The 18,674-nt window shown below is 71.7% G+C and carries 20 protein-coding genes; 9 read left to right on the top strand and 11 right to left on the bottom strand.

Annotated features, from left to right (window positions below; all coding sequences use genetic code 11):
* Position 1: 1 nt before the first annotated feature.
* From ACFZDA_RS10945 to ACFZDA_RS10935, 3 genes are all read left to right on the top strand, one after another.
* Entirely contained in the window at positions 2–439 is a 438-nt protein-coding gene (locus tag ACFZDA_RS10945) for a MarR family transcriptional regulator (protein ID WP_391078153.1), read from the top strand.
* A 101-nt stretch (positions 440–540) separates the two neighbouring features.
* Complete coding sequence (locus ACFZDA_RS10940; RefSeq protein WP_391078150.1) at positions 541–987, top strand: Ohr family peroxiredoxin; 447 nt, start codon at positions 541–543, stop codon at positions 985–987.
* 35 nt (positions 988–1,022) lie between these two features.
* Positions 1,023–2,186: a serine hydrolase gene (locus ACFZDA_RS10935; RefSeq protein ID WP_391078147.1), complete on the top strand. Its 1,164-nt coding sequence runs from the start codon at positions 1,023–1,025 to the stop codon at positions 2,184–2,186.
* Between the two features lie 42 nt (positions 2,187–2,228).
* On the opposite strand, the gene ACFZDA_RS10930 is transcribed toward ACFZDA_RS10935, so the two are convergent.
* The 4 genes from ACFZDA_RS10930 to ACFZDA_RS10915 all read right to left on the bottom strand — a co-directional run bounded on the left by ACFZDA_RS10930 (position 2,229) and on the right by ACFZDA_RS10915 (position 4,162).
* Positions 2,229–2,504: a dsRBD fold-containing protein gene (locus ACFZDA_RS10930; protein WP_391078145.1), complete on the bottom strand. Its 276-nt coding sequence runs from the start codon at positions 2,502–2,504 to the stop codon at positions 2,229–2,231.
* Positions 2,505–2,575: 71 nt separating this feature from the next.
* Positions 2,576–3,421 carry an EamA family transporter gene (locus ACFZDA_RS10925; protein WP_391078142.1) on the bottom strand — a complete coding sequence of 282 codons (846 nt, stop codon included), beginning with the start codon at positions 3,419–3,421 and terminating at the stop codon, positions 2,576–2,578.
* Positions 3,418–3,933 (bottom strand): YbaK/EbsC family protein, encoded by a 516-nt coding sequence (locus ACFZDA_RS10920; protein WP_391078139.1) that lies wholly within the window; start codon positions 3,931–3,933, stop codon positions 3,418–3,420. The genes ACFZDA_RS10925 and ACFZDA_RS10920 overlap by 4 nt, the downstream gene beginning before the upstream one ends.
* A gap of 43 nt (positions 3,934–3,976) precedes the next feature.
* Positions 3,977–4,162, bottom strand: coding sequence for a hypothetical protein (locus ACFZDA_RS10915; protein ID WP_010035316.1), 186 nt, complete (start codon positions 4,160–4,162; stop codon positions 3,977–3,979).
* A gap of 90 nt (positions 4,163–4,252) precedes the next feature.
* Between ACFZDA_RS10915 and ACFZDA_RS10910 the strand changes: the two genes are divergently transcribed.
* The gene (locus tag ACFZDA_RS10910; protein ID WP_391078136.1) at positions 4,253–5,392 is read left to right on the top strand and encodes an alcohol dehydrogenase catalytic domain-containing protein; all 1,140 of its coding nucleotides are present in this window, start codon (positions 4,253–4,255) and stop codon (positions 5,390–5,392) included.
* Positions 5,393–5,500: 108 nt separating this feature from the next.
* Here ACFZDA_RS10910 and ACFZDA_RS10905 read toward each other — a convergent pair whose 3' ends face one another.
* Together ACFZDA_RS10905 and ACFZDA_RS10900 are read right to left on the bottom strand one after the other, a co-directional pair.
* Complete coding sequence (locus ACFZDA_RS10905) at positions 5,501–7,720, bottom strand: MMPL family transporter (RefSeq protein ID WP_391078133.1); 2,220 nt, start codon at positions 7,718–7,720, stop codon at positions 5,501–5,503.
* 145 nt (positions 7,721–7,865) lie between these two features.
* On the bottom strand, positions 7,866–8,465 hold the full coding sequence (locus ACFZDA_RS10900; protein WP_391078130.1) for a TetR/AcrR family transcriptional regulator C-terminal ligand-binding domain-containing protein: 600 nt from the start codon (positions 8,463–8,465) through the stop codon (positions 7,866–7,868).
* A gap of 212 nt (positions 8,466–8,677) precedes the next feature.
* Here ACFZDA_RS10900 and ACFZDA_RS10895 point away from each other — a divergent pair, with 212 nt between their 5' ends.
* Positions 8,678–11,920, top strand: coding sequence for a S41 family peptidase (locus tag ACFZDA_RS10895; RefSeq protein WP_391078128.1), 3,243 nt, complete (start codon positions 8,678–8,680; stop codon positions 11,918–11,920).
* Positions 11,921–11,993: 73 nt separating this feature from the next.
* Here ACFZDA_RS10895 and ACFZDA_RS10890 read toward each other — a convergent pair whose 3' ends face one another.
* The 4 genes from ACFZDA_RS10890 to ACFZDA_RS10875 all read right to left on the bottom strand — a co-directional run bounded on the left by ACFZDA_RS10890 (position 11,994) and on the right by ACFZDA_RS10875 (position 15,622).
* Complete coding sequence (locus ACFZDA_RS10890; RefSeq protein WP_391078125.1) at positions 11,994–12,194, bottom strand: hypothetical protein; 201 nt, start codon at positions 12,192–12,194, stop codon at positions 11,994–11,996.
* A gap of 76 nt (positions 12,195–12,270) precedes the next feature.
* Positions 12,271–13,155 carry a short-chain dehydrogenase/reductase gene (locus tag ACFZDA_RS10885; protein ID WP_391078123.1) on the bottom strand — a complete coding sequence of 295 codons (885 nt, stop codon included), beginning with the start codon at positions 13,153–13,155 and terminating at the stop codon, positions 12,271–12,273.
* Entirely contained in the window at positions 13,152–14,099 is a 948-nt protein-coding gene (locus ACFZDA_RS10880) for an alpha/beta fold hydrolase (protein ID WP_391078121.1), read from the bottom strand. The genes ACFZDA_RS10885 and ACFZDA_RS10880 overlap by 4 nt, the downstream gene beginning before the upstream one ends.
* Positions 14,096–15,622, bottom strand: a complete 1,527-nt coding sequence (locus tag ACFZDA_RS10875; RefSeq protein ID WP_391078118.1) for an NAD(P)-binding domain-containing protein — start codon at positions 15,620–15,622, stop codon at positions 14,096–14,098. Before ACFZDA_RS10875 ends, ACFZDA_RS10880 begins: the two co-directional genes overlap by 4 nt.
* Positions 15,623–15,752: 130 nt before the next feature.
* On the opposite strand from ACFZDA_RS10875, the gene ACFZDA_RS10870 reads away from it, so the two are divergent.
* A complete protein-coding gene (locus tag ACFZDA_RS10870; RefSeq protein ID WP_391078116.1) occupies positions 15,753–16,394 on the top strand; it encodes a MerR family transcriptional regulator in 642 nt (213 codons plus the stop codon).
* 8 nt (positions 16,395–16,402) lie between these two features.
* Here the strand turns inward: ACFZDA_RS10870 and ACFZDA_RS10865 are convergent, their stop codons facing one another.
* Positions 16,403–17,206: an exodeoxyribonuclease III gene (locus ACFZDA_RS10865; RefSeq protein ID WP_391078114.1), complete on the bottom strand. Its 804-nt coding sequence runs from the start codon at positions 17,204–17,206 to the stop codon at positions 16,403–16,405.
* Positions 17,207–17,266: 60 nt separating this feature from the next.
* On the opposite strand from ACFZDA_RS10865, the gene ACFZDA_RS10860 reads away from it, so the two are divergent.
* The 3 genes from ACFZDA_RS10860 to ACFZDA_RS10850 are packed head-to-tail and all read left to right on the top strand — an operon-like array spanning position 17,267 to position 18,667.
* The gene (locus ACFZDA_RS10860; RefSeq protein ID WP_391078112.1) at positions 17,267–17,743 is read left to right on the top strand and encodes a GNAT family N-acetyltransferase; all 477 of its coding nucleotides are present in this window, start codon (positions 17,267–17,269) and stop codon (positions 17,741–17,743) included.
* A gap of 60 nt (positions 17,744–17,803) precedes the next feature.
* On the top strand, positions 17,804–18,199 hold the full coding sequence (locus tag ACFZDA_RS10855) for a hypothetical protein (protein ID WP_391078109.1): 396 nt from the start codon (positions 17,804–17,806) through the stop codon (positions 18,197–18,199).
* Positions 18,200–18,202: 3 nt separating this feature from the next.
* Positions 18,203–18,667 (top strand): hypothetical protein, encoded by a 465-nt coding sequence (locus tag ACFZDA_RS10850; RefSeq protein WP_391078106.1) that lies wholly within the window; start codon positions 18,203–18,205, stop codon positions 18,665–18,667.
* The last annotated feature ends 7 nt before the right edge of the window (positions 18,668–18,674 follow it).

The following is an 18,674-nucleotide window of genomic DNA, read 5'->3' as shown; positions in this document are numbered from 1 at the left end:
CGTGACGAACGAGGAGACCGAGAGCACGCTGCTGCTGGACCGGCAGCTGTGCTTCGCGCTGTACGCCGCCCAGCGCGCGGTGACGGCGGCGTACCGCCCGCTCCTGGAGGAACTCGGCCTCACCTACCCGCAGTACCTCGTGCTGCTGGTCCTCTGGGAACGCGGGGAGACCACGGTCAAGGAACTGGCGGCCGCGCTGCGGCTCGACTACGGCACGGTGTCGCCGCTGCTGAAGCGGCTGGAGTCGGCCGGTCTCGTCCGGCGGGAGCGGTCCGCGCGGGACGAGCGGTCGGTGCTCGTGGCGGTGACCGGGCGCGGGGAGGAACTGAGGGAGCGGGCGGCAGGGGTGCCCGGCGCGCTGCTGGCGGCGACGGGGTTCGACGGCACGGAGGTCGCGCGGCTGCGCGAGGAGCTGTGGCGGCTGGCGGAGAGGCTCTAGTTACCCGCGGTTGCCCACCCCCTGGTGGAGACTGGCCGGTTACCGGCCAGTACCTTGTGCACGATGTGTTTGTGCGCACTTGTTTCCCGGGGGAGGACAGCATGACTGACGGCCCCGCCGTCGACAGCCGCCCGACGAAGATCATGTACGTGGCCGAGGCCACCGCCCACGGCGGTCGTGAGGGCTATGTCACCAGCCAGGACGGACAGCTCGACCTCAGGGTCGCGATGCCCCCGCAGCTCGGCGGCGACGGCGCCGGCACCAACCCGGAACAGCTCTTCGCGGCCGGCTACAGCTCCTGCTTCCACAACGCGCTGATCCTCGTCGGCAACCGTGAGGGCTACGACCTCACCGGCTCGACGGTCTCCGCGAAGGTCGGCATCGGCCCCAACCGGCAGCGCGGCTACGGCCTCGCGGTCGCCCTCAGCGTCTCGCTGCCCGTCCTCGACCCGGGCCTCGCGGCCAAGCTGGTGGACGCGGCCCACGAGGTCTGCCCGTACTCGAACGCGACCCGCGGGAACATCGACGTGACGATCGTCCTTGGTTGAAAGGGGATCGAGTCGGCGAGACGAGGAGTACGGACGTGGATGTGCACGGCACAGTGACCGAGGGGTTCGAGCCGGTCAGGGACGCGTTCGTACGGAACTTCGAAACACTCGGGGAGCGGGGCGCGGCGGTCGCCGTCTACCGGGACGGGCAGCGGGTCGTCGACCTGTGGGCCGGCACGAGGGACGTCGACGGCACGGCCCCCTGGGAGCGCGGCACAGCCCAAGTCGTGCGCTCGGCGACGAAGGGTGTCGCCGCCGCCGTCCTCCTGCTGCTGCACCAGCGCGGGCAGCTGGACCTGGACGCGCCGGTGGGCCACTACTGGCCGGAGTTCAAGGCGCGGGGCAAGGAGCGGGTGCTGGTCCGGCACGTCCTGAACCACCGCGCCGGCCTGCCCGTACTCGACCGGCCGCTCACCCCTGAGGAGGCACTCGACCCGCTGCGGGGCCCGGAGGCGGTCGCCGCCCAGGCCCCCGCCTGGGAACCCGGCACCGACCACGGCTACCACGCGCTCACCTACGGCTGGCTGCTCGACGAACTGGTGCGACGCGTGACCGGACAGGCCGCCGGCGCGTGGCTCACCGCGCAGCTCACCGGCCCGCTGGGCCTGGACCTCTGGCTGGGCCTGCCGGACGCGGAGGCCGGCCGGGTCGGACGCGCGGGCCGCGTCGAGGGACCCGAGCCGGCCCACGGCCTGCGCCTGCGCCCGAAGCGCTCGGTCACCGAGGCCTACCAGGACCCGGCCTCCCTGACCCGCCGGGCCTTCGCCGCGATCACCCCGTTCCCGGACCAGAACGACCCGGCCTACCGCGCCGCGGCCCTCCCCGCGACCAACGCCATCGCGACGGCGGACGGACTCGCCCGCTTCTACGCGACGCTGATCGGCGACACCGCCGGCGCGGCACGCCTGTTCACGCCGGAGACCGTCGCGCTGGCCCGGGCCGAGGAGTCGGCGGGTCCCGACCGCGTCCTGGTGGTCGGCACCCGCTTCGGCCTCGGCTACATGCTGCACGGCAGCGCCTCGCCCCTCCTCACACCGGGCTCCTTCGGCCACCCGGGCCGCGGCGGCGCCCTCGGCTTCGCCGACCCGGACACCGGGATCGCGTTCGGCTACGTCACCAACGGCTTCCGCAAGACGGTGACGGCGGACCCGCGGGCGCAGGGGCTGGTACGGGCGGTGCGGGGAGCGCTGGGGCTCTAGACGTCTTGGACGTCTTGGACGCCGTGGACGCCTTGGACGCCTCTAGACATGGATCGGGTGGGAGGTCCGCCCGGACGCCTGGTCGATCTCGTCGTGGGCCTTGGTCAGCAGCTGCATGGCGAGCTCGTTCAGTGCCCGGGCGCCGGCGATCTCCTCCCCGACTCTGGGCTGATTCGGGTCGGTCCGGTGCCGGCTGGCGTGCCCGCGCGCCCGTACCTCGGTGCCGTCGGGCAGCCGGACCAGCGCCGCCGCATGGGTGTGCTGGTCGTCCTCCCGGAACTCCATCTCGACGTGCCATCCGACTCTGGTCCGCATCATGTCGATCACCTCCGGAACACCTAGTTCCAGGGTCCTCCTCGGGAGGGGGATGCGCACCCGTCGGGCCCGGTCTATCCGGTGTGCAGCATCAGCCCGATCCCGGCGACGAGCAGTCCGGCCGCCACGATCCTCGGCGCCCCGAACCGCTCCTTGAAGAACACGGCCCCGATCGCCGCGCCCACGATGACCGACGACTCGCGCAGGGCGGCGATGGGCGCGAGTTCGGCCCTGGTCTGGGCCCACAGGACGAGGGCGTAGGCGGCGACGGAGAGGGCGGCCCCGACGAGCCCGGTCCCGGCGAACGGCCGGAGCACGCGCGCGGTCTGCCTCCCCCAGCGGCTCACGGCGTACGCGGGGATCACGACTCCCTGCACGGCCATCAGCCAGGCGATGTACCCCAGGGAGGATCCGGAGGCGCGCACGCCGAGTCCGTCGACGACGGTGTACGCCGCGATCGTCAGCCCGGTCGCCAGGGCCGCCCCGATCGCCGCCCAGTCGGGCCGGCGCCCCCGCAGTCCCCACATGGCGACACCGGTCAGCCCCGCGCACGACAGGGCGATACCGGCGGCGGCCCAGCCGTCGGGCACCTCGTGTGCGAAGACCGCGGCGAGCACGGTCACGACGAGGGGCGCGGTGCCGCGCGCGATGGGATAGGCCTGCCCGAAGTCGCCCAGCCGGAAGGACGTCATGAGCAGCGCGTAGTAGGCGATGTGGATGACGGCGGAGCCGAGCAGATACGGCCAGGCCGGGGCCGCCGGAAACGCCACGAAGGGCGCCAGGGCCAGCCCGATGACCACCCCGCCGCCCGAGATCAGCGCGAACCCGGCCAGCTTGTCGGTGACCTTGTGGGCGATGGCGTTCCAGCCGGCGTGCGTGACGGCGGCGAGCAGGACGGCGGCGGTGACCAGGGGTGTCACGCGGCGCGCTCGCGCACGTCCACGAGGGTGGCGCCGGCGTGGGCGACGAGGTCGCGGGGCGTCATGGGGAACACGCTGTACGGCGTCCCGGCGGCGGCCCAGACGACGTCGTGCTCCAGCAGGGACCGGTCGGCGAGCACGCGCGTCCTCGTCCGGTGCCCGAAGGGCGGCACGCCGCCGATGGCGTACCCGGTGGTCTCCCGCACGACCTCGGCCCTGGCGCGCGTGACCTTGTCCGCCCCGAGTTCCCTGCGCACGAGCTCGACGTCGACCCGCGACGCCCCGTCCATGAGCACCAGCACCGGCACGCCGTCCGCCGCGAAGATCAGCGACTTGCAGATCTGACTCAGCTCACACCCGAGCGCGGCGGCGGCCTCGGCGGCGGTACGGGTGGCTTCGGGGAAGCGGCGGACCCGGTGTACGAGGTCTGCGATCCCCAGCTCCCTCAGGGCCTCGGCGAATCGGGGGTGCGCTCCGGAGTTCTCGGCGTCCGTGGCGGCTGTCGTCGTCATGTGGGCACGCTAGCGGTGCGTGTAGGAGGCACGCGAGGTGGTTTCAGCCGGTGGCGTCCTCCGGCCGGACATCCGCGAACTCCCACCACGCGAGCGGCAGCCAGTCCCCGTCGACGAAACCGTCGACAGACCCTCCGGTGCCCTGGATGGTCACGCGCGTCCCCTCCGGATAGACGACGCCGGACAAGCCGGGGACCGCCACGAGCAAAGTGCCGATACGTCCGGACAAAGCTGCACTTCCTTTCTTCTGTAGATGCAAATCGTCTCATCATGCACGAGCCTGGTATATGACCCACGGCACAGTTGGAGGTGCGTGACGATGAGGGCTGTCGTGTACAAAGGCCCCTTCGAGGTAGCGATAGAGCAAGTGGAGGACCCACGGATCCAGCACCCGAACGACGTGATCGTCCGTGTCACCTCGACCGCCATCTGCGGCTCGGACCTGCACATGTATGAGGGCCGTACCGCCGCGGAACCGGGGATCGTGTTCGGCCACGAGAACCTCGGGGTCGTCGAGGAGGCAGCAGAGGGGGTCACCTCGCTCAGCCGAGGCGACCGGGTGGTGATGCCATTCAATGTGGCATGCGGCTTCTGCAAGAACTGTACGGCCGGCTTCACGGGCTTCTGTCTGACCGTGAACCCGGGCTTCGCCGGCGGCGCCTACGGCTATGTCGCGATGGGGCCCTATGTGGGAGGCCAGGCGGAGTACGTACGTGTGCCGTACGCCGACTTCAACTGCCTCAAGCTCCCCGAGGGCACCGAGAAGGAGACCGACTTCGTCCTGCTCGCCGACATCTTCCCGACCGGCTACCACGGCAACGAGCTGGCCGACGTGCGTCCCGGTGACAGCGTCGCGGTCTACGGCGGCGGCCCGGTCGGGCTCATGGCCGCCTACTCCGCGATGCTGCGCGGCGCGAGCAAGGTGTTCGTGGTCGACCGGGTCGCGGAGCGGCTGCAGAAGGCGCGGGAGATCGGCGCCGTGCCGGTCGACTTCACCCAGGGCAGTCCGGCGGAGCAGATCAAGGAGCAGACCGACGGCCAGGGCACGGACAAGGGGATCGACGCCGTCGGCTACCAGGCGCAGGCGCAGGACGAGGACCGCGAGGAACCGGCGACCGTGCTGAACGCGCTCGTCGAGACGGTCCGGCCCACGGGCGCGCTCGGCGTGCCCGGCCTGTACGTCCCGCGCGACCCCGGCGGACCGGACGAGCAGGCGAAGCGCGGCATGCTGATGGTCTCCATCGGCCGCCTCTTCGAGAAGGGGCTCCGCATGGGCACCGGCCAGTGCAACGTCAAGCGGTACAACCGCCACCTGCGTGACCTGATCATCGAGGACCGTGCGAAGCCGAGCTTCGTCGTCTCGCACGAACTTCCTCTCGACCAGGCACCGACCGCGTACGAGAAGTTCGACAAGCGCGTCGAGGGCTACACGAAGGTCGTCCTCCACCCGCACGCGTGAGAAGAGAGCACGCATGAGAGAAGCCGGTGAGGGCTCCCCGTCCCCAGGGGCCCTCACCGGCCTATCTGTCTCTCAGGGTGACGCCGGTACGTCGTGACGTTCGTGCTCTCAGGGCGTGCGTACCAGCTCCCGGTCCTCGTCCCCGCGGTCGGGTTCCGTGTGCAGGCCCTCGCCCTCGACGTCCACGTTGGGCAGGGCCCGGTCCAGCCACCTGGGCAGCCACCAGGCTTTACGGCCGAGGAGGCCCAGGACGGCCGGGACGATGGCCATGCGGACGACGAACGCGTCGAAGAAGACCGCGATCGCGAGGCCGAAGCCGATCATCTTGACCATCGACTCGGAGGAGCCGATGAAGCCGGCGAAGACCGCCATCATGATGACCGCCGCGGCCGTCACGACCCGGGCGCCGTACCGGAAGCCCGTCACGACCGCCTGGCCGGCCTTCTCGCCGTGGACGTAGGCCTCCCGCATCCGGGTGACCAGGAAAACCTCGTAGTCCATGGCCAGGCCGAAGACCACGCCCACCATGAAGATCGGCATCATCGACATGACCGGGCCGGTCTGCTCGACGCCCATCAGGTCCGCCAGCCAGCCCCACTGGAAGACCGCGACCACCGCGCCGAGGGCCGCCATCACCGACAGCAGGAAGCCGAGGGCCGCCTTCAGGGGAACCAGGATCGAGCGGAACACCACGATCAGCAGGAGGAAGGCCAGGCCGACCACCAGGACCAGGTAGGGGATCAGGGCGTCGTTGAGCTTCTCGCTGACGTCGATGTTCATCGCCGTCTGGCCCGTGACCAGCACGTGCGCGTCCGAGTCGGCCGTGATCCCGGCGCCCTTGTCCCGGATGGAGTAGACGAGGTCCTCCGTCGCGACCGACGACGGCTTGGAGTCCGGGATGACGGTGATCGTCGCCGTGTCACCGGCCTTGTTGGGCGCCGGCGGGGTGACCGTGACGACGTCCTTGAGGCCCTTGATCTCGTCGCCGACCTGGGTGAAGGCCGCCTTCGGGTCGTCGCTGCCCTTGGCGTCGACCACGACCATCAGCGGGCCGTTGAAGCCCGGCCCGAAGCCGTCGGACAGGAGGTCGTAGGCGCGGCGCTGTGTGGTGGACGTCGGCTGGGAGCCGTCGTCCGGCAGGCCCAGTTCCAGGCTCGCCGCCGGGACGGCCGCCGCGCCGAGGCCGACGACGCCGAGCAGCAGCACCGCGACCGGGCGGCGGACGACGAAGCTCGCCCAGCGCGTGCCCAGGTTCGGCTTCGCCGGCTTGTCCTGCTTGTCCTGCGCCCCGGCCCGGCCGAGCAGCTTGCCCTTCTCCCCCGCCGGCTTCACCCTCCGGCCCGCGTACCCGAGCAGCGCCGGGATCATGGTCAGTGCGATCAGCACGGCGATGGCCACCGTGCCCGCCGCCGCGACGCCCATCTTCGTCAGCATCGGAATGTTGACGACGGACAGTCCCACCAGGGCGATCACGACCGTGAGGCCCGCGAAGACCACCGCGGAGCCCGCCGTGCCGACGGCCCGGCCCGCCGCGTCCTCGCGGTCGCGGCCCTCGGCCAGTTCCGCGCGGTAGCGGGAGACGATGAACAGCGCGTAGTCGATACCGACCGCGAGGCCGATCATCATCGCGAGGGTGGAGGTCGTCGAGCCCAGGTCCAGCGCGCCGGCCAGCGCCGTGATCGTGGCGACTCCGATGCCCACGCCGATGAGCGCCGTCAGCAGCGGCAGCCCGGCCGCGACCAGCGAGCCGAAGGTGACGACGAGGACGACGGCGGCGACCGCGATGCCGATGATCTCGGTGGTGCCGGTGTGCGGGACCGTCTGGAGCGCGTCCCCGCCGATCTCGACGGTCAGCCCGGCCTTCCGCGCGTCCTGCGCGGAGTCCTCCAGGGCGTCGCGGGAGGAGTCCTCCAGCTCCATGCCGGAGACCTTGTACGACACCTGCGCGTACGCGACCGTGCCGTCCTTGCTGACGGCCTTCGCCTGGTACGGGTCGGTGACGCGGACGACCTCGGAGCCGTCGGAGAGTTCCTTGACGGTCTCCTGGACGGTCGTCTTGTTGCCGGGGTCGGTCATCTTCTCGCCGCTCGGCGCCTTGAAGACGACGCGTGCGGTGGCCCCGTCGGCGCTCGTGCCGGGGAAGCGCTGTTCCAGCAGGTCGAAGGCCTTCTGCGCCTCGGTGCCGGGGATGGAGAAGGAACTGTTGCCCGCTGCGGGGGCGCCGGCCGCGCCGACACCGGCGAGGGTCAGCAGGGCCACCCATATCAGGGCGACGACATGCCGCCGCCGGAACGACATCCGGCCGATCTTGTAGAGGAATGTGGCCACGAGGGCGTACTCCCGGTCAGGTCGTGGGGTTGGTTCTGGGCAGGGCTGATCAGCCCGACGACGTGAGCGGTGACGTCAGGTGGAGGACTGGCTCAGGAGGACTGGCTCAGGAGGACCGGCTCAGGAGGACCGGCTCAGGGGACGGTCAGGTGACGGGAATGCCGAGGGCGGGGAGGACCACGGCGTCGATGTACGAGGTGATGAACTCCTGCGTGGGCGGCTGGTCGTCGATCAGCGTGCGCGTGGCGAAGGCGCCGACGAGCATGTGCACGATGTAGTCCAGCGCCGGGCGGCCGGCCTCGACCTCACCGCGGTCGACCGCTCTTCGCACCACCCGGTGGAACTCCTCCATCTCGGGCTCGATGAGCAGTTCCTTGAAGGCCTGGAGCAGGTCCGGGTTGTTGTGCACCGCCATGAACAGACCGCGCATCAGCGCGGCGTTCTGCTGCATGGTGCAGTCGTCCTCACGCGCGGCGAGGGCGTGCAGGTCGCCCCGCAGGGATCCGGTGTCGACGTCGGCGGTGCCGCCCGGCTTGTTGTGCCGGATCGCCTTCGCCACCAGCTCCGGCTTGCCGCCCCACTGGCGGTAGAGCGTCGCCTTGCTGGACCGGGTGCGGGCGGCCACGGCGTCCATGGTGAGGGCGTCGTAGCCGACCTCGCGGAGCAGGTCGAGCACGGCCGTGTACAGCTCGGCCTCACGCTCGGGGGTGATCCGACTGCGACGCGCGGTGGCGACCTCGGCCATCTCGCTCACCTTCCTGCTCGGAACGACACGGTTTCGTACACCACGACGATAGCGCACCCCCTACGGAAACGAAACCGTTTCGTACGTGTACTGGGTCACGACTGCGGTCGCGGCGGCTGTCACGGTCACGGTCACGGCCGCTGTCACGGCCGTGGCCACGGTCCGGTTTGCCAGAACTTGCCGCGCTCCGTCCCCCGGCAAAGCATGAAGACGTGACCTATCTGCGTCTCCCGCACCTCCATGACGACCTGCTGTGCTTCGTCGCCGAGGACGACCTCTGGCTCGCCCCGCTCGACGGCCCCGGCCGCGCCTGGCGACTCACCGTCGACCGCACCAAGGTGGGCCACCCCCGCTTCTCCCCCGACGGACGGCACCTCGCGTACACGAGCTGGCGCAGCCTGGTGCCCGAGGTCCATCTCGCGCCGGTGGACGGCGGCCCGGCCCGGCAGGTGAGCCACTGGGGCAGCGCCGACACCCGGGTCTGCGGCTGGACCCCGGACGGCGAGATCCTGGCCGTGGCCTCGCACGGCGAGCCCTTCTCCTACTACACCTGGGCCTACAAGGTCTCCCCCGGCGGCGACCCGGGCCGCAAGCTGCCCTGGGGGCCGGTCGCCGACATCCAGGTCGCCGATCTGGACGGGGAGCGCAAGTCCCTCCTCCTCACCGGCACCCCGCCGCACGAACCGGCCGCCTGGAAGCGCTACCGGGGCGGGGCCACGGGCAGGCTGTGGCTGCACGGCGAACGGCTGCTGGCCGGGCTCGGCGGCCATCTGCACTCCCCCATGTTCGTCGGCGGCAGGATCGCCTTCCTCTCCGACCACGAGGGCGTCGGCAACCTCTACTCGTGCGCCTACGACGGCTCCGGCCTGCGCCGGCACACCGACCACGACGCCTTCTACGCCCGGCACGCCTCCAGTGACGGCACCCGGGTGGTGTACCAGTGCGCGGGCGACCTGTGGCTGGTCGACGACCTGTCACCGGACTCCGAGCCGCGCCGGCTGGACGTACGGCTGGGCGGCCCGCGCGCGGGGCGGCGCCCGTACCAGGTGCCCGCCGCCCAGCACATCGACGGGATCTCCGTCGACGAGACCGGACGGGCCGGCGCCGTCGTCGTACACGGCAGCCTGTACTGGCTCACCCACCGGGACGGGCCGGCCCGCACGCTCAGCGACACCCCGGGCGTCCGCGTGCGGATGCCGGAGATGCTCGGCGCGAGCGGGCGGGTGGCGTACGTGACGGACGCGGAGGGCGAGGACGCGATCGAGATCGCCTCCCTGCCCCGGGCGAGCGGCGACCGAGCACCACGGCGACTGGCCTCGGGAGCGCTGGGCCGGGTGCGCGAACTGGTGTCGGATCCCGAGGGCGAGCGGCTGGCGGTCGCCTCGCACGACGGACGGCTGCTGCTCGTGGACGTGAGCGAGGAGTCCGACGGCGAGGTCACCGAGCTGATCCGGTCCGTCAACGGGCCCGTGCGCGACCTCGCGTTCTCCCCGGACGGGGCGTGGCTGACCTGGTCCCACCCCGGCATCGGGCGGACCCTGCGGCAGATCAAGATGGCCCGGCTCGCCGGAACAGAAGGGGACACGTTCATCGTCGACGTCACCAACGGCCGGTTCGAGGACGAGAACCCGGTCTTCACGCGTGACGGCCGCTACCTCGCCTTCCTGTCCTGGCGCGGCTTCGACCCCGTCTACGACGTGCACACCGGCGACCTGTCCTTCCCGCTGGGCTGCCGCCCGTATCTCGTGCCGCTGTCCTCCGCGACGCCCTCCCCCTTCGCGGTGAACCCCGAGGGCCGCCCGGCAGCCGGGGGCCTGGACCCGGTGGAGGACGAGGAGAACGGCGACAACGGGACGGTGACCGTCGAGGTCGAGGGGCTGGAGAGCCGGGTCACGCCCTTCCCGGTGGCCGCCTCCAAGTACTCGGCGCTGCACCCGGTGGCGGGCGGCGGGCTGGTGTGGCTGCGCTGGCCGATCTCGGGCGCGCTGGGCGAGACGTTCGCCAACCCGGACGACACCAGCGGCCGGCCGACCCTGGAGCACTTCGCCGTCACCAAGGCCAAGAAGTCCGAACTCGCCGTGCATCTTGACTTCTTCGCGGTCAGCGGCGACGGCAGCCGGCTGGTGATCGTCGACGAGGGCGAGCTGCGCGCGGTGCCCGCGACCGAGCCCGGAGACCTGGACACGACGGTGTGGATCGACGCGCGCCGCATCCTGCACGTGGTCGACCCGGCGGCTCAGTGGCGGCAGGCGTACGAGGAGGCCGGGCGGCTGATCCGGGGGTACTTCTGGGAGCCGGGCATGTGCGGCATCGACTGGGACGGGGTGCTGGACCAGTACCGTCCGCTGGTCGAACGGGTCGCCTCGCCGGACGAGTTCGCCGACCTGCTGCGCGAGGTGCTGGGCGAGCTGGGCACCTCCCACGCCTACGTCACCGCCGCCCGGCGCAACGAGGGCCCGCCGCACTACCAGCGCCGTCAGGGTCTGCTGGGCGCCAACTTCGTACGCCGGGACGGCGGCTGGATGGTCAAGCGGATCCTGCCCGGCGACTCCTCCGACTCCAAGGCCCGCTCCCCGCTGGCCGGTACGGGCATCCGCGAGGGGGCGGTCCTGACCCACGTCGACGGCCGCCCGGTGGATCCGGACGCGGGGCCCTATCCGCTGCTGGCGGGCGCGGGCGGTACGACGGTGGAGCTGACCTTCGCGCCGGCGGAGGGCACCGGACCGCCCCGGCGGGTCGCCGTCGTCCCGCTCGTCGACGAGCGGCCGTTGCGCTACCAGGACTGGGTGGCCAAACGCCGGGCGGTGGTGCGGGAGCTGAGCGGCGGGCGGTGCGGGTATCTGCACATCCCGGACATGGGCGGTTCGGGCTGGGCGCAGTTCAACCGCGATCTGCGCATGGAGGTGTCCCGGCCCGCGCTGATCGTGGACGTGCGCGGCAACGCCGGCGGTCACATCAGCGAGCTGGTCATCGAGACGCTGAGCCGCACGATCCTGGGCTGGGACCTGACCCGCGACGCCCAGCCCGTGTCGTACACCTCGAACGCGCCGCGTGGCCCGGTGGTGGCCCTGGCCGACGAGGCGACCTCCTCCGACGGCGACATGATCACCGCCGCGTTCAGACTGCTGAAGCTGGGCCCGGTGGTGGGGCAGCGCACCTGGGGCGGTGTGGTCGGCATGACCGGCCGGCACGAGCTGGGGGACGGCACGGTCATCACGGTGCCGATGAACGCGGCCTGGTTCGACGCCTACGGCTGGTCGGTGGAGAACAAGGGCGTCGCCCCCGACATCGACGTCCTGCGCACCCCGCTGGACTGGGCGGAGGGCCGCCACGCCCAGCTGACCGACGCGGTGGAGCTGGCGCTCGGACTGCTGGAGACCAACCCGCCGGCGAAACCGCCGACCTACAGCGACGTACCGGACCGCTCCCGTCCGAAGCTGCCGCCCAGGACGTGAGGGCCGTGAGAAGGCTCCGGACGCGGGGAAGGGGCGCCCCGCGCGAGGCACCCCTTCCCTTCAGCACGCAACGTCAGGCGTCGTAGTCCTGGTCGAAGCGGTCCTCCTGCTCGCGCTCCCGCTCACGCTCGCGCTGCGAGGGCTGCGAGGGGTCCATGTCCTCATCACGCCGGCGACCGCGGCCCTGCATCTGCTCGCGGGCCTGGTCGGCCTTCTGCTTGGCCTGGTTCTGCCACTGCTCGGACTTCTCCTGGAACTGGTCCTTCATACCCATGTGGGTTCACTCCCGTTGGGGGTGAGGGGATCTGGCTCGACCAGATTCACACGAGCCGTGACGCTGTGCATGTCGATCACTTACGGAGCGTAGTTCGCTGCTGCTCATCGGCCGCTCCGCCCGCCCCGACGAGGCCCGTGCGCAGGCCCGTCAGCCGGTCCGCGAACCGCCGCATCTCCCGCTGGCCCACTGTCCCGACGACCCCGGGCAGATACCCGCGCACGCCCTGCATGCCGCGCAGCCACCACTGCCCGTAGACATGGCTCGACCGCCGCTCGATCCCGGCCACCAGCCGGTCCACCGCCGGGCCCAGCGGATACGTCTTGTTGGACGGCCAGGGCAGCCGCTGCCTCAACTCCCGCATGACGTCGTCCTGGTCGGCCCCGCGCACCATGTCGGTGTCGGTCCACGACAGATACCCGACGCCGACCTTCACACCCCGGTGCCCGACCTCGGCCCGCAGGCTGTGCGCGTAGGCCTCCACACCGGCCTTGGACGCGCAGTACGCGGTCATCATCGGCGCCGGCGCGATCGCCGCGAGGGACGCGATCTGGAGCAGATAGCCCCGGCTCTGCAGCAGCGGCGGCAGGAAGGCCCGGGCCGTCACCGCGGAGCCGATCAGGTTGACCTCGATCACCCGCCGCCAGGACACCGGGTCGGAGTCGGCGAACGGACCGCCCATGGCCACACCGGCGTTGGCGACGACGATGTCGACCCGGCCGAAGCGCTCCTCGACCTCCTGCGCGACCCGGCCCATCGCCTCGTGGTCGGTGACGTCGGCGTGCCAGTGGTCGCTGTCGCTGTGCAGCCGTGCGGAGACCTCCTTGAGCGCGTCCGGTTCGAGCCCGACCAGCGCCACCCTCACACCACGCGCGGAGAGCTTGCGGGCCAGCAACTCCCCGACGCCGCGCGCCGCCCCGGTCACCACGGCGACCCTGCCCTCAAGGTTCACCCTGCTCATGCGCTCTCCTCGGATACGACCTGGACGTGTGACTGGATGTGTGCCTGGATGTGTGCCTGGACGAGTTCACGTATCTTCCCGGTGACCAGTTCGGGCGCCTCGATGGGCGTCATGTGGCCGACGCCGGGCAGTTCGGTGAGCCCGGCGCAGTGCGGCAGCGCGGCGGCCAGGGCCCGGGCGTGCACCGGCGGCGTGAGCCGGTCCGCCGTACCGACCACCACGGCCGTGGGCACCTCCAGTTCCCGTACGCCGTGGTCCAGGTCGAGCAGGTCCAGCACGTGCGACCAGGCGTAGCGGACCCCGCGGGGGCAGGCGTGCACGATGCGGGCGCAGGCCTCGACCATGTCCGGGGCCGAACCGGGGCCCATCGTCCCGTACTTGAGGATCCGGCGGGCCAGGGGCGTGACCGGGCCGAGCGGTGCCCGGGAGCCGAGGATCCGCCGGGTCAGCCAGGTCCGCAGCCGCCCCGGCCGCAGGGGGACGACGGTGGAGGCCGCGACCAGTTGCGAACTGCCCGTGCTGCACAGCAGGACGGCGGCGGTGTGCTCGCGGAAGGCGGTTCTCCCGGAGGCCGCCATCACGGTCATGCCGCCCATGGAGTGCCCGGCGATCACGGCCTGTTCGCCGGGCCCGAGGGTGGCTTCGAGCACGGCTTCCAGGTCGTCGGCGAGGGCGTCGGTCGTGCAGGCGGGGCTCGCGGGGCTGCGTCCGTGGCCGCGCTGGTCGTAGGCGATGACCCGGTGGTCGGCGGCCAGGTCGCGGATCTGGGCCGCCCAGAAGGCGGTGGAGCAGGTCCAGCCGTGGGCGAGGACGACGGCGGGGGCCGTCTCGGGTCCGTGGATCTCGACGTGCAGCCGGGCGCCGTCGGCGGAGACGGCGGTCAGTTCGCGCGCGGGGGCGGGCGGGGCGTAGGGGCCGGAGTCGACGTGCAGAAGACGGCTCACGCGTCCACCCCGGCCTTCTGCTCCGCGGCCTTCCCGGCCTTCGTCACGGGGGCCCGCAGGACGTCGTACTCCGCGAGGTCCACCCGTCGCGTCGCCCGCCGGAACTCGGCTGTCGTGCCGGGCCAGATGGTGGTGTTGCGGCCGCTCGCGTCGAGGTACCAGCTGGTGCAGCCGCCGGTGTTCCACACGGTCCGCTTCATGCGCTCCTGCACCCGGTGGTTCCAGGCGCGTACGGCGCCCGGCCGGGCGTCGAGGGCGACCCGGCCTCCGAGGACGTCGGCCTGGCGGACGAAGTCGGCCAGGTAGTTCAGCTGGGATTCGATGATGAAGATCATCGAGGAGTTCCCGAGGCCGGTGTTGGGCCCGATGATCGTCATCCAGTTCGGGAAGCCGGTGACACAGGCGCCGCGCAGGGCCTCCATACCGCCCTTCCAGGTCTCGGCGAGGGTCCGTCCGTCGGCGCCCACGACCCGCTCGGCGATGGGCATGTCGGTGACGTGGAACCCGGTGCCGAAGACGATCGCGTCCGCCTCGGCCTCGCTGCCGTCGGCGGCGACGAGGGTCGATCCACGGACCTCGGCCAGCCCGCTGGCGACGACGTCCACGTTGGGCTGGGCCAGCGCCGGGTAGTACTCGCTGGACAGCAGGATCCGCTTGCAGCCGATGCGGTAGTCGGGGGTCAGTTTCGCCCGCAGGGCCGGGTCCTTGATGGCGCGGGCCATGTTGCGCTTGGCCAGCTGTTCGACGAAGCCGAGTTCGTTCGGCCGCTTGGTGAACGCCTGGACCTGCACCTCCCGGATGCCCCACAGCAGTCCGCGGCGCAGCTGCGAGGTGAAGGGCAGCTGCCGGTGGAGCCACCGCTCGGCGTCGCTGATGGCCCGGTCGACGCGGGGCAGCACCCACGGCGGGGTGCGCTGGAAGAGGGTGAGCCGCGACACGTCGGGCTGGACGGCCGGCACGATCTGGATGGCCGACGCCCCGGTCCCCACCATCGCGACGCGCTTGCCGCGCAGGTCGTAGTCGTGGTCCCAGCGGGCCGAGTGGAAGACCTTGCCCGGGAAGGAGTCCAGCCCGGGGATGTCCGGGACCTTCGGGTCGGACAGCGGCCCGGTGGCACAGACGACGATGTCCGCCGACAGGCTCCCGCTGCTGGTCTCGATGTCCCAGCACAGCCGCTCGGCGTTCCAGCTCATCCGCTTCACCTCCGAGTCGAAGCGGATGTGCGGCCGCAGCCGGAAGGTGTCCGTCACGTGCTCCAGGTAGGCGCGGATGTGCTCCCGCCCCGAGAAGACGCGCGGCCAGTCGGGGTTGGGCGCGAAGGAGAACGAGTACAGATGCGACGGCACGTCACACGCGCACCCCGGGTAGCTGTTGTCGCGCCAGGTCCCACCGACGCTGCCCGCCCGCTCCAGGACGACGAAGTCGGTGACGCCCTCGCGGCGCAGCCGCACGGCGGCCCCCAGCCCGCCGAACCCGGACCCGACCACCGCGACCCGCACATGCTCGCGTTCGCGTTCGCCCATGCCGACACCTCCGCACACCACGAGAACCATGCCAGTGAACACTGGCACAATGGGAGGGTAGGGCAGTGACGTACTGAGGGGTAGGGGGCGGCCGAGGAAAGTTACCCTCGGTACGCCTTAAGGTGCCCAAGTGGCCGAGAAGCGTGAATACCGCATGGAAGAGCTGGCCCGCCTGGCCGGGATCACGGTGCGCACCCTGCGCTTCTACCGCGAACGCAAGCTGATACCGCCGCCTCGCCGGGAAGGCCGTATCGCCTGGTACGACGACCATCACCTGAACCGGCTGCGCACGATCACGGCCCTGCTGGAACGCGGCCACACCCTCAGCGGCATCGCGGAGCTGGCGGAGGCCTTCGACCACGGCCGGGACGTCGGCGACCTGCTCGGCGTCGGCGCCCCCACCGAGGAGGAGCCGGTCAGCCTCACCCCCGAGGAGCTCGCCGACCACTTCGCGGGCGAGGCCACCCCCGAGAACCTCGCCGCCGCGATGGAGCTCGGCTACCTCGGCACCGACGGCGACGAGATCGTCCACATCAGCCGCCGCCTCCTGGACGTCTCCTCGGCCCTGGTCCGCGAGGGCATCCCGCTCGCGGAGGTCCTCGGCGCGGCCAAACAGGTCCGCGCCCACGCCGACGCCCTGGCCGAACTCTTCACCGGCCTGGTCCTGCGCCACGCCTCCGAGGAGGACCTGCCCCGCCTGCGCCCCCTGGCCCGCAGCGTGGTGGAGGCGGAGCTGTCGCTGGCCATGGACCGCAGGATGCGCAGGTCCTAGACGGCGTCCTAGCGGTCGTACACCACGGTCACCGGCGCGTGGTCGGACCACCGCTCCGCATGCGTGGCCGCCCGCTCCACGAACCCCTTGACCGCCCGCCCGGCGAGCCCCGGCGTGGCCACGTGATAGTCGATCCGCCAGCCGGTGTCGTTGTCGAAGGCCCGCCCGCGGTACGACCACCACGAGTACGGCCCGTCGGTGTCCGGGTGCAGGGCGCGTACGACGTCCACGTATCCACCGTCCGCGGGATCGAAGACCCGGGACAGCCACTCCCGCTCCTCGGGCAGGAACCCGGAGTTCTTGGTGTTGCCGCGCCAGTTCTTCAGGTCGGCCCGCTCATGGGCGATGTTCCAGTCGCCGCAGACCAGCACCTCGCGCCCCTCGGCGGCGGCCCGCTCCCGGAGCCCCTTCAGATAGGCGAGGAACTCGCCCATGAAGCGCTCCTTCTCGTCCTGCCGCTCGGTCCCGACCTCACCCGAGGGCAGATACAGGGAGGCGACGGTGACCCTCGGCAGATCCGCCTCCACATACCGCCCGCTGCCGTCGAACTCGGCGGACCCGAACCCGACCCGGACCCGGTCGGGCTCACGCCGGCTGTACAGGGACACCCCGGCCCGCCCCTTCGCGGCGGCCGGCGCGTGCACCACATGCCAGCCCTCGGGGTCGCGGACGTGCTCGGGCAACTGCTCCGGCTCGGCCCGCACCTCCTGGAGACACAGCACGTCGGCGTCGGTCTGCGCGAGCCACTCCACGAAGCCCTTCTTCGCGGCGGCACGCAGCCCGTTCACATTCACAGAGGTCACAGTGAGCACCCCGGCACGATACCGGCACACTGGACGAGGTCCAGTTCCGGATCGAATACGGTAGCCGTCATGCAGATACGCCGGGTCTCCTTCGACCACCCCGACGCCGTCAAGCTGAACGACCAGGTCCAGGCCGAGTACGCCGTCCGCTACGGGGACGACGGCGACGCCACGGTCATGGCCGCGTCGGACTTCGAGCCGCCGAACGGCATCTACCTGATCGCGTACGACGAGCTCGGCACCCCTGTCGCCTCGGGCGGCTGGCGCGCCCAGGACGCGAACGACGAGGGCAACCTGGACGGTGACGCCGAGGTCAAGCGCATGTACGTGACCGAGCAGCTGCGCGGCCGGGGCCTGGCCCGGCGCATCCTGGCCGCCCTGGAGGACGACGCCCGCACGGCCGGCCGCGTCCGCATGGTCCTGGAGACGGGCCTCAAGCAGCCGGAGGCCATAGCCCTGTACACCTCCAGCGGCTACGAGCCCTGCGCCAAGTTCGGCTACTACCGGCACTACGAGTCGAGCCGCTGCTTCGCGAAGCAGCTGTAGACACTTCTCCGGGTCGCCGATCCCCCGCCCGCCGGATCGCTAACCTGGTCCGGGTTGCCGATGCGCGAGGGGGAAGCCGTGGCCGACGAGGTCCTCGAGTACGCCGTGGAGAGCCGCGCCGAGTGGAACGCGGACATGGCGGCTTCCGCCACAGTGCGGGTCGAGCCCGACGAGACGGCCCCCGACCTCATCCTCGTCGCCGGGACCTGCCCCCGCTGCCGTCACTCCTTCACCCACGTCGAATCCCTCGTCCGCTACCGCGCGATCAACCGCGACGACCCTCTGCGCCCCGGGATCGGCGCCCTGCTCCGTGGCGCCGCCCGCCGCGCGGCCGGGGCGGGCGGCTCACACGACATCTTCGCGTCGTGCTGTTGCGGCGTCCCGCACCCGGGCTCGCCCGAGGCGGTGACCGGCTGCGGCGCCGCCTGGTCCCTGCACGTCGAGTGGGGCGGCTGACCGATGGGCGTGCGCGTCACCCCCGGCCCGGCCGAGCCGTCCGAGGACCACGCGCTGTCCGAGGCCGTTCGCGCCCGCACCGCCGAGGAGTTGCGCGCGGTGCGGGAGGTGGCGTCCAACTGGCGTACGGCACTGGCCGCCATGCTCACCCTCGTCACCGCGGTCTCGGTCGTCCGGGGCCGGGACTCGATCGTCGGTCTCGCTCAGGGAGCCCGCGTGCTCGTCGGTGTCCTGTTGCTGCTGGCGGTCATCACGGCGTGCGTGGGTGCCTTCCTGTCCTCCCGCTCGGCGTTCGGCATCCCGAAGGAGGAGCGGGCCGTCCAGCGGCTCACCGATCTGGTCGCCGCCGAACGCGCCCGTGTCCAGCGCGCGGTCCGGGATCTGCGGGTGGCGATCGCCCTGACCTTCGTCACCCTCGCGCTCATCGTCGCCTCGGTGGGCGTGGTCTGGTACGGGCCCACCGCGTGACGCGTGG

The sequence above is a fragment of the Streptomyces sp. NPDC007991 genome, assembly GCF_042958445.1.
Taxonomy (GTDB): Bacteria; Actinomycetota; Actinomycetes; order Streptomycetales; family Streptomycetaceae; genus Streptomyces.
The sequence above is the reverse complement of the archived record's forward strand: the minus strand, read 5'-3'. Positions and strand labels throughout refer to the sequence as shown.

Excerpts from the sequence above, each read along its gene's own strand:
- ACFZDA_RS10940 (WP_391078150.1), top strand. The coding sequence starts at position 541 with ATGACTGACGGCCCCGCCGTCGACAGCCGCCCGACGAAGATCATGTAC.
- ACFZDA_RS10930 (WP_391078145.1), bottom strand. The coding sequence starts at position 2,504 with ATGATGCGGACCAGAGTCGGATGGCACGTCGAGATGGAGTTCCGGGAG.
- ACFZDA_RS10920 (WP_391078139.1), bottom strand. The coding sequence starts at position 3,933 with ATGACGACGACAGCCGCCACGGACGCCGAGAACTCCGGAGCGCACCCC.
- ACFZDA_RS10910 (WP_391078136.1), top strand. The coding sequence starts at position 4,253 with ATGAGGGCTGTCGTGTACAAAGGCCCCTTCGAGGTAGCGATAGAGCAA.
- ACFZDA_RS10900 (WP_391078130.1), bottom strand. The coding sequence starts at position 8,465 with ATGGCCGAGGTCGCCACCGCGCGTCGCAGTCGGATCACCCCCGAGCGT.
- ACFZDA_RS10890 (WP_391078125.1), bottom strand. The coding sequence starts at position 12,194 with ATGGGTATGAAGGACCAGTTCCAGGAGAAGTCCGAGCAGTGGCAGAAC.
- ACFZDA_RS10885 (WP_391078123.1), bottom strand. The coding sequence starts at position 13,155 with ATGAGCAGGGTGAACCTTGAGGGCAGGGTCGCCGTGGTGACCGGGGCG.
- ACFZDA_RS10875 (WP_391078118.1), bottom strand. The coding sequence starts at position 15,622 with ATGGGCGAACGCGAACGCGAGCATGTGCGGGTCGCGGTGGTCGGGTCC.
- ACFZDA_RS10860 (WP_391078112.1), top strand. The coding sequence starts at position 17,267 with ATGCAGATACGCCGGGTCTCCTTCGACCACCCCGACGCCGTCAAGCTG.
- ACFZDA_RS10855 (WP_391078109.1), top strand. The coding sequence starts at position 17,804 with ATGCGCGAGGGGGAAGCCGTGGCCGACGAGGTCCTCGAGTACGCCGTG.
- ACFZDA_RS10850 (WP_391078106.1), top strand. The coding sequence starts at position 18,203 with ATGGGCGTGCGCGTCACCCCCGGCCCGGCCGAGCCGTCCGAGGACCAC.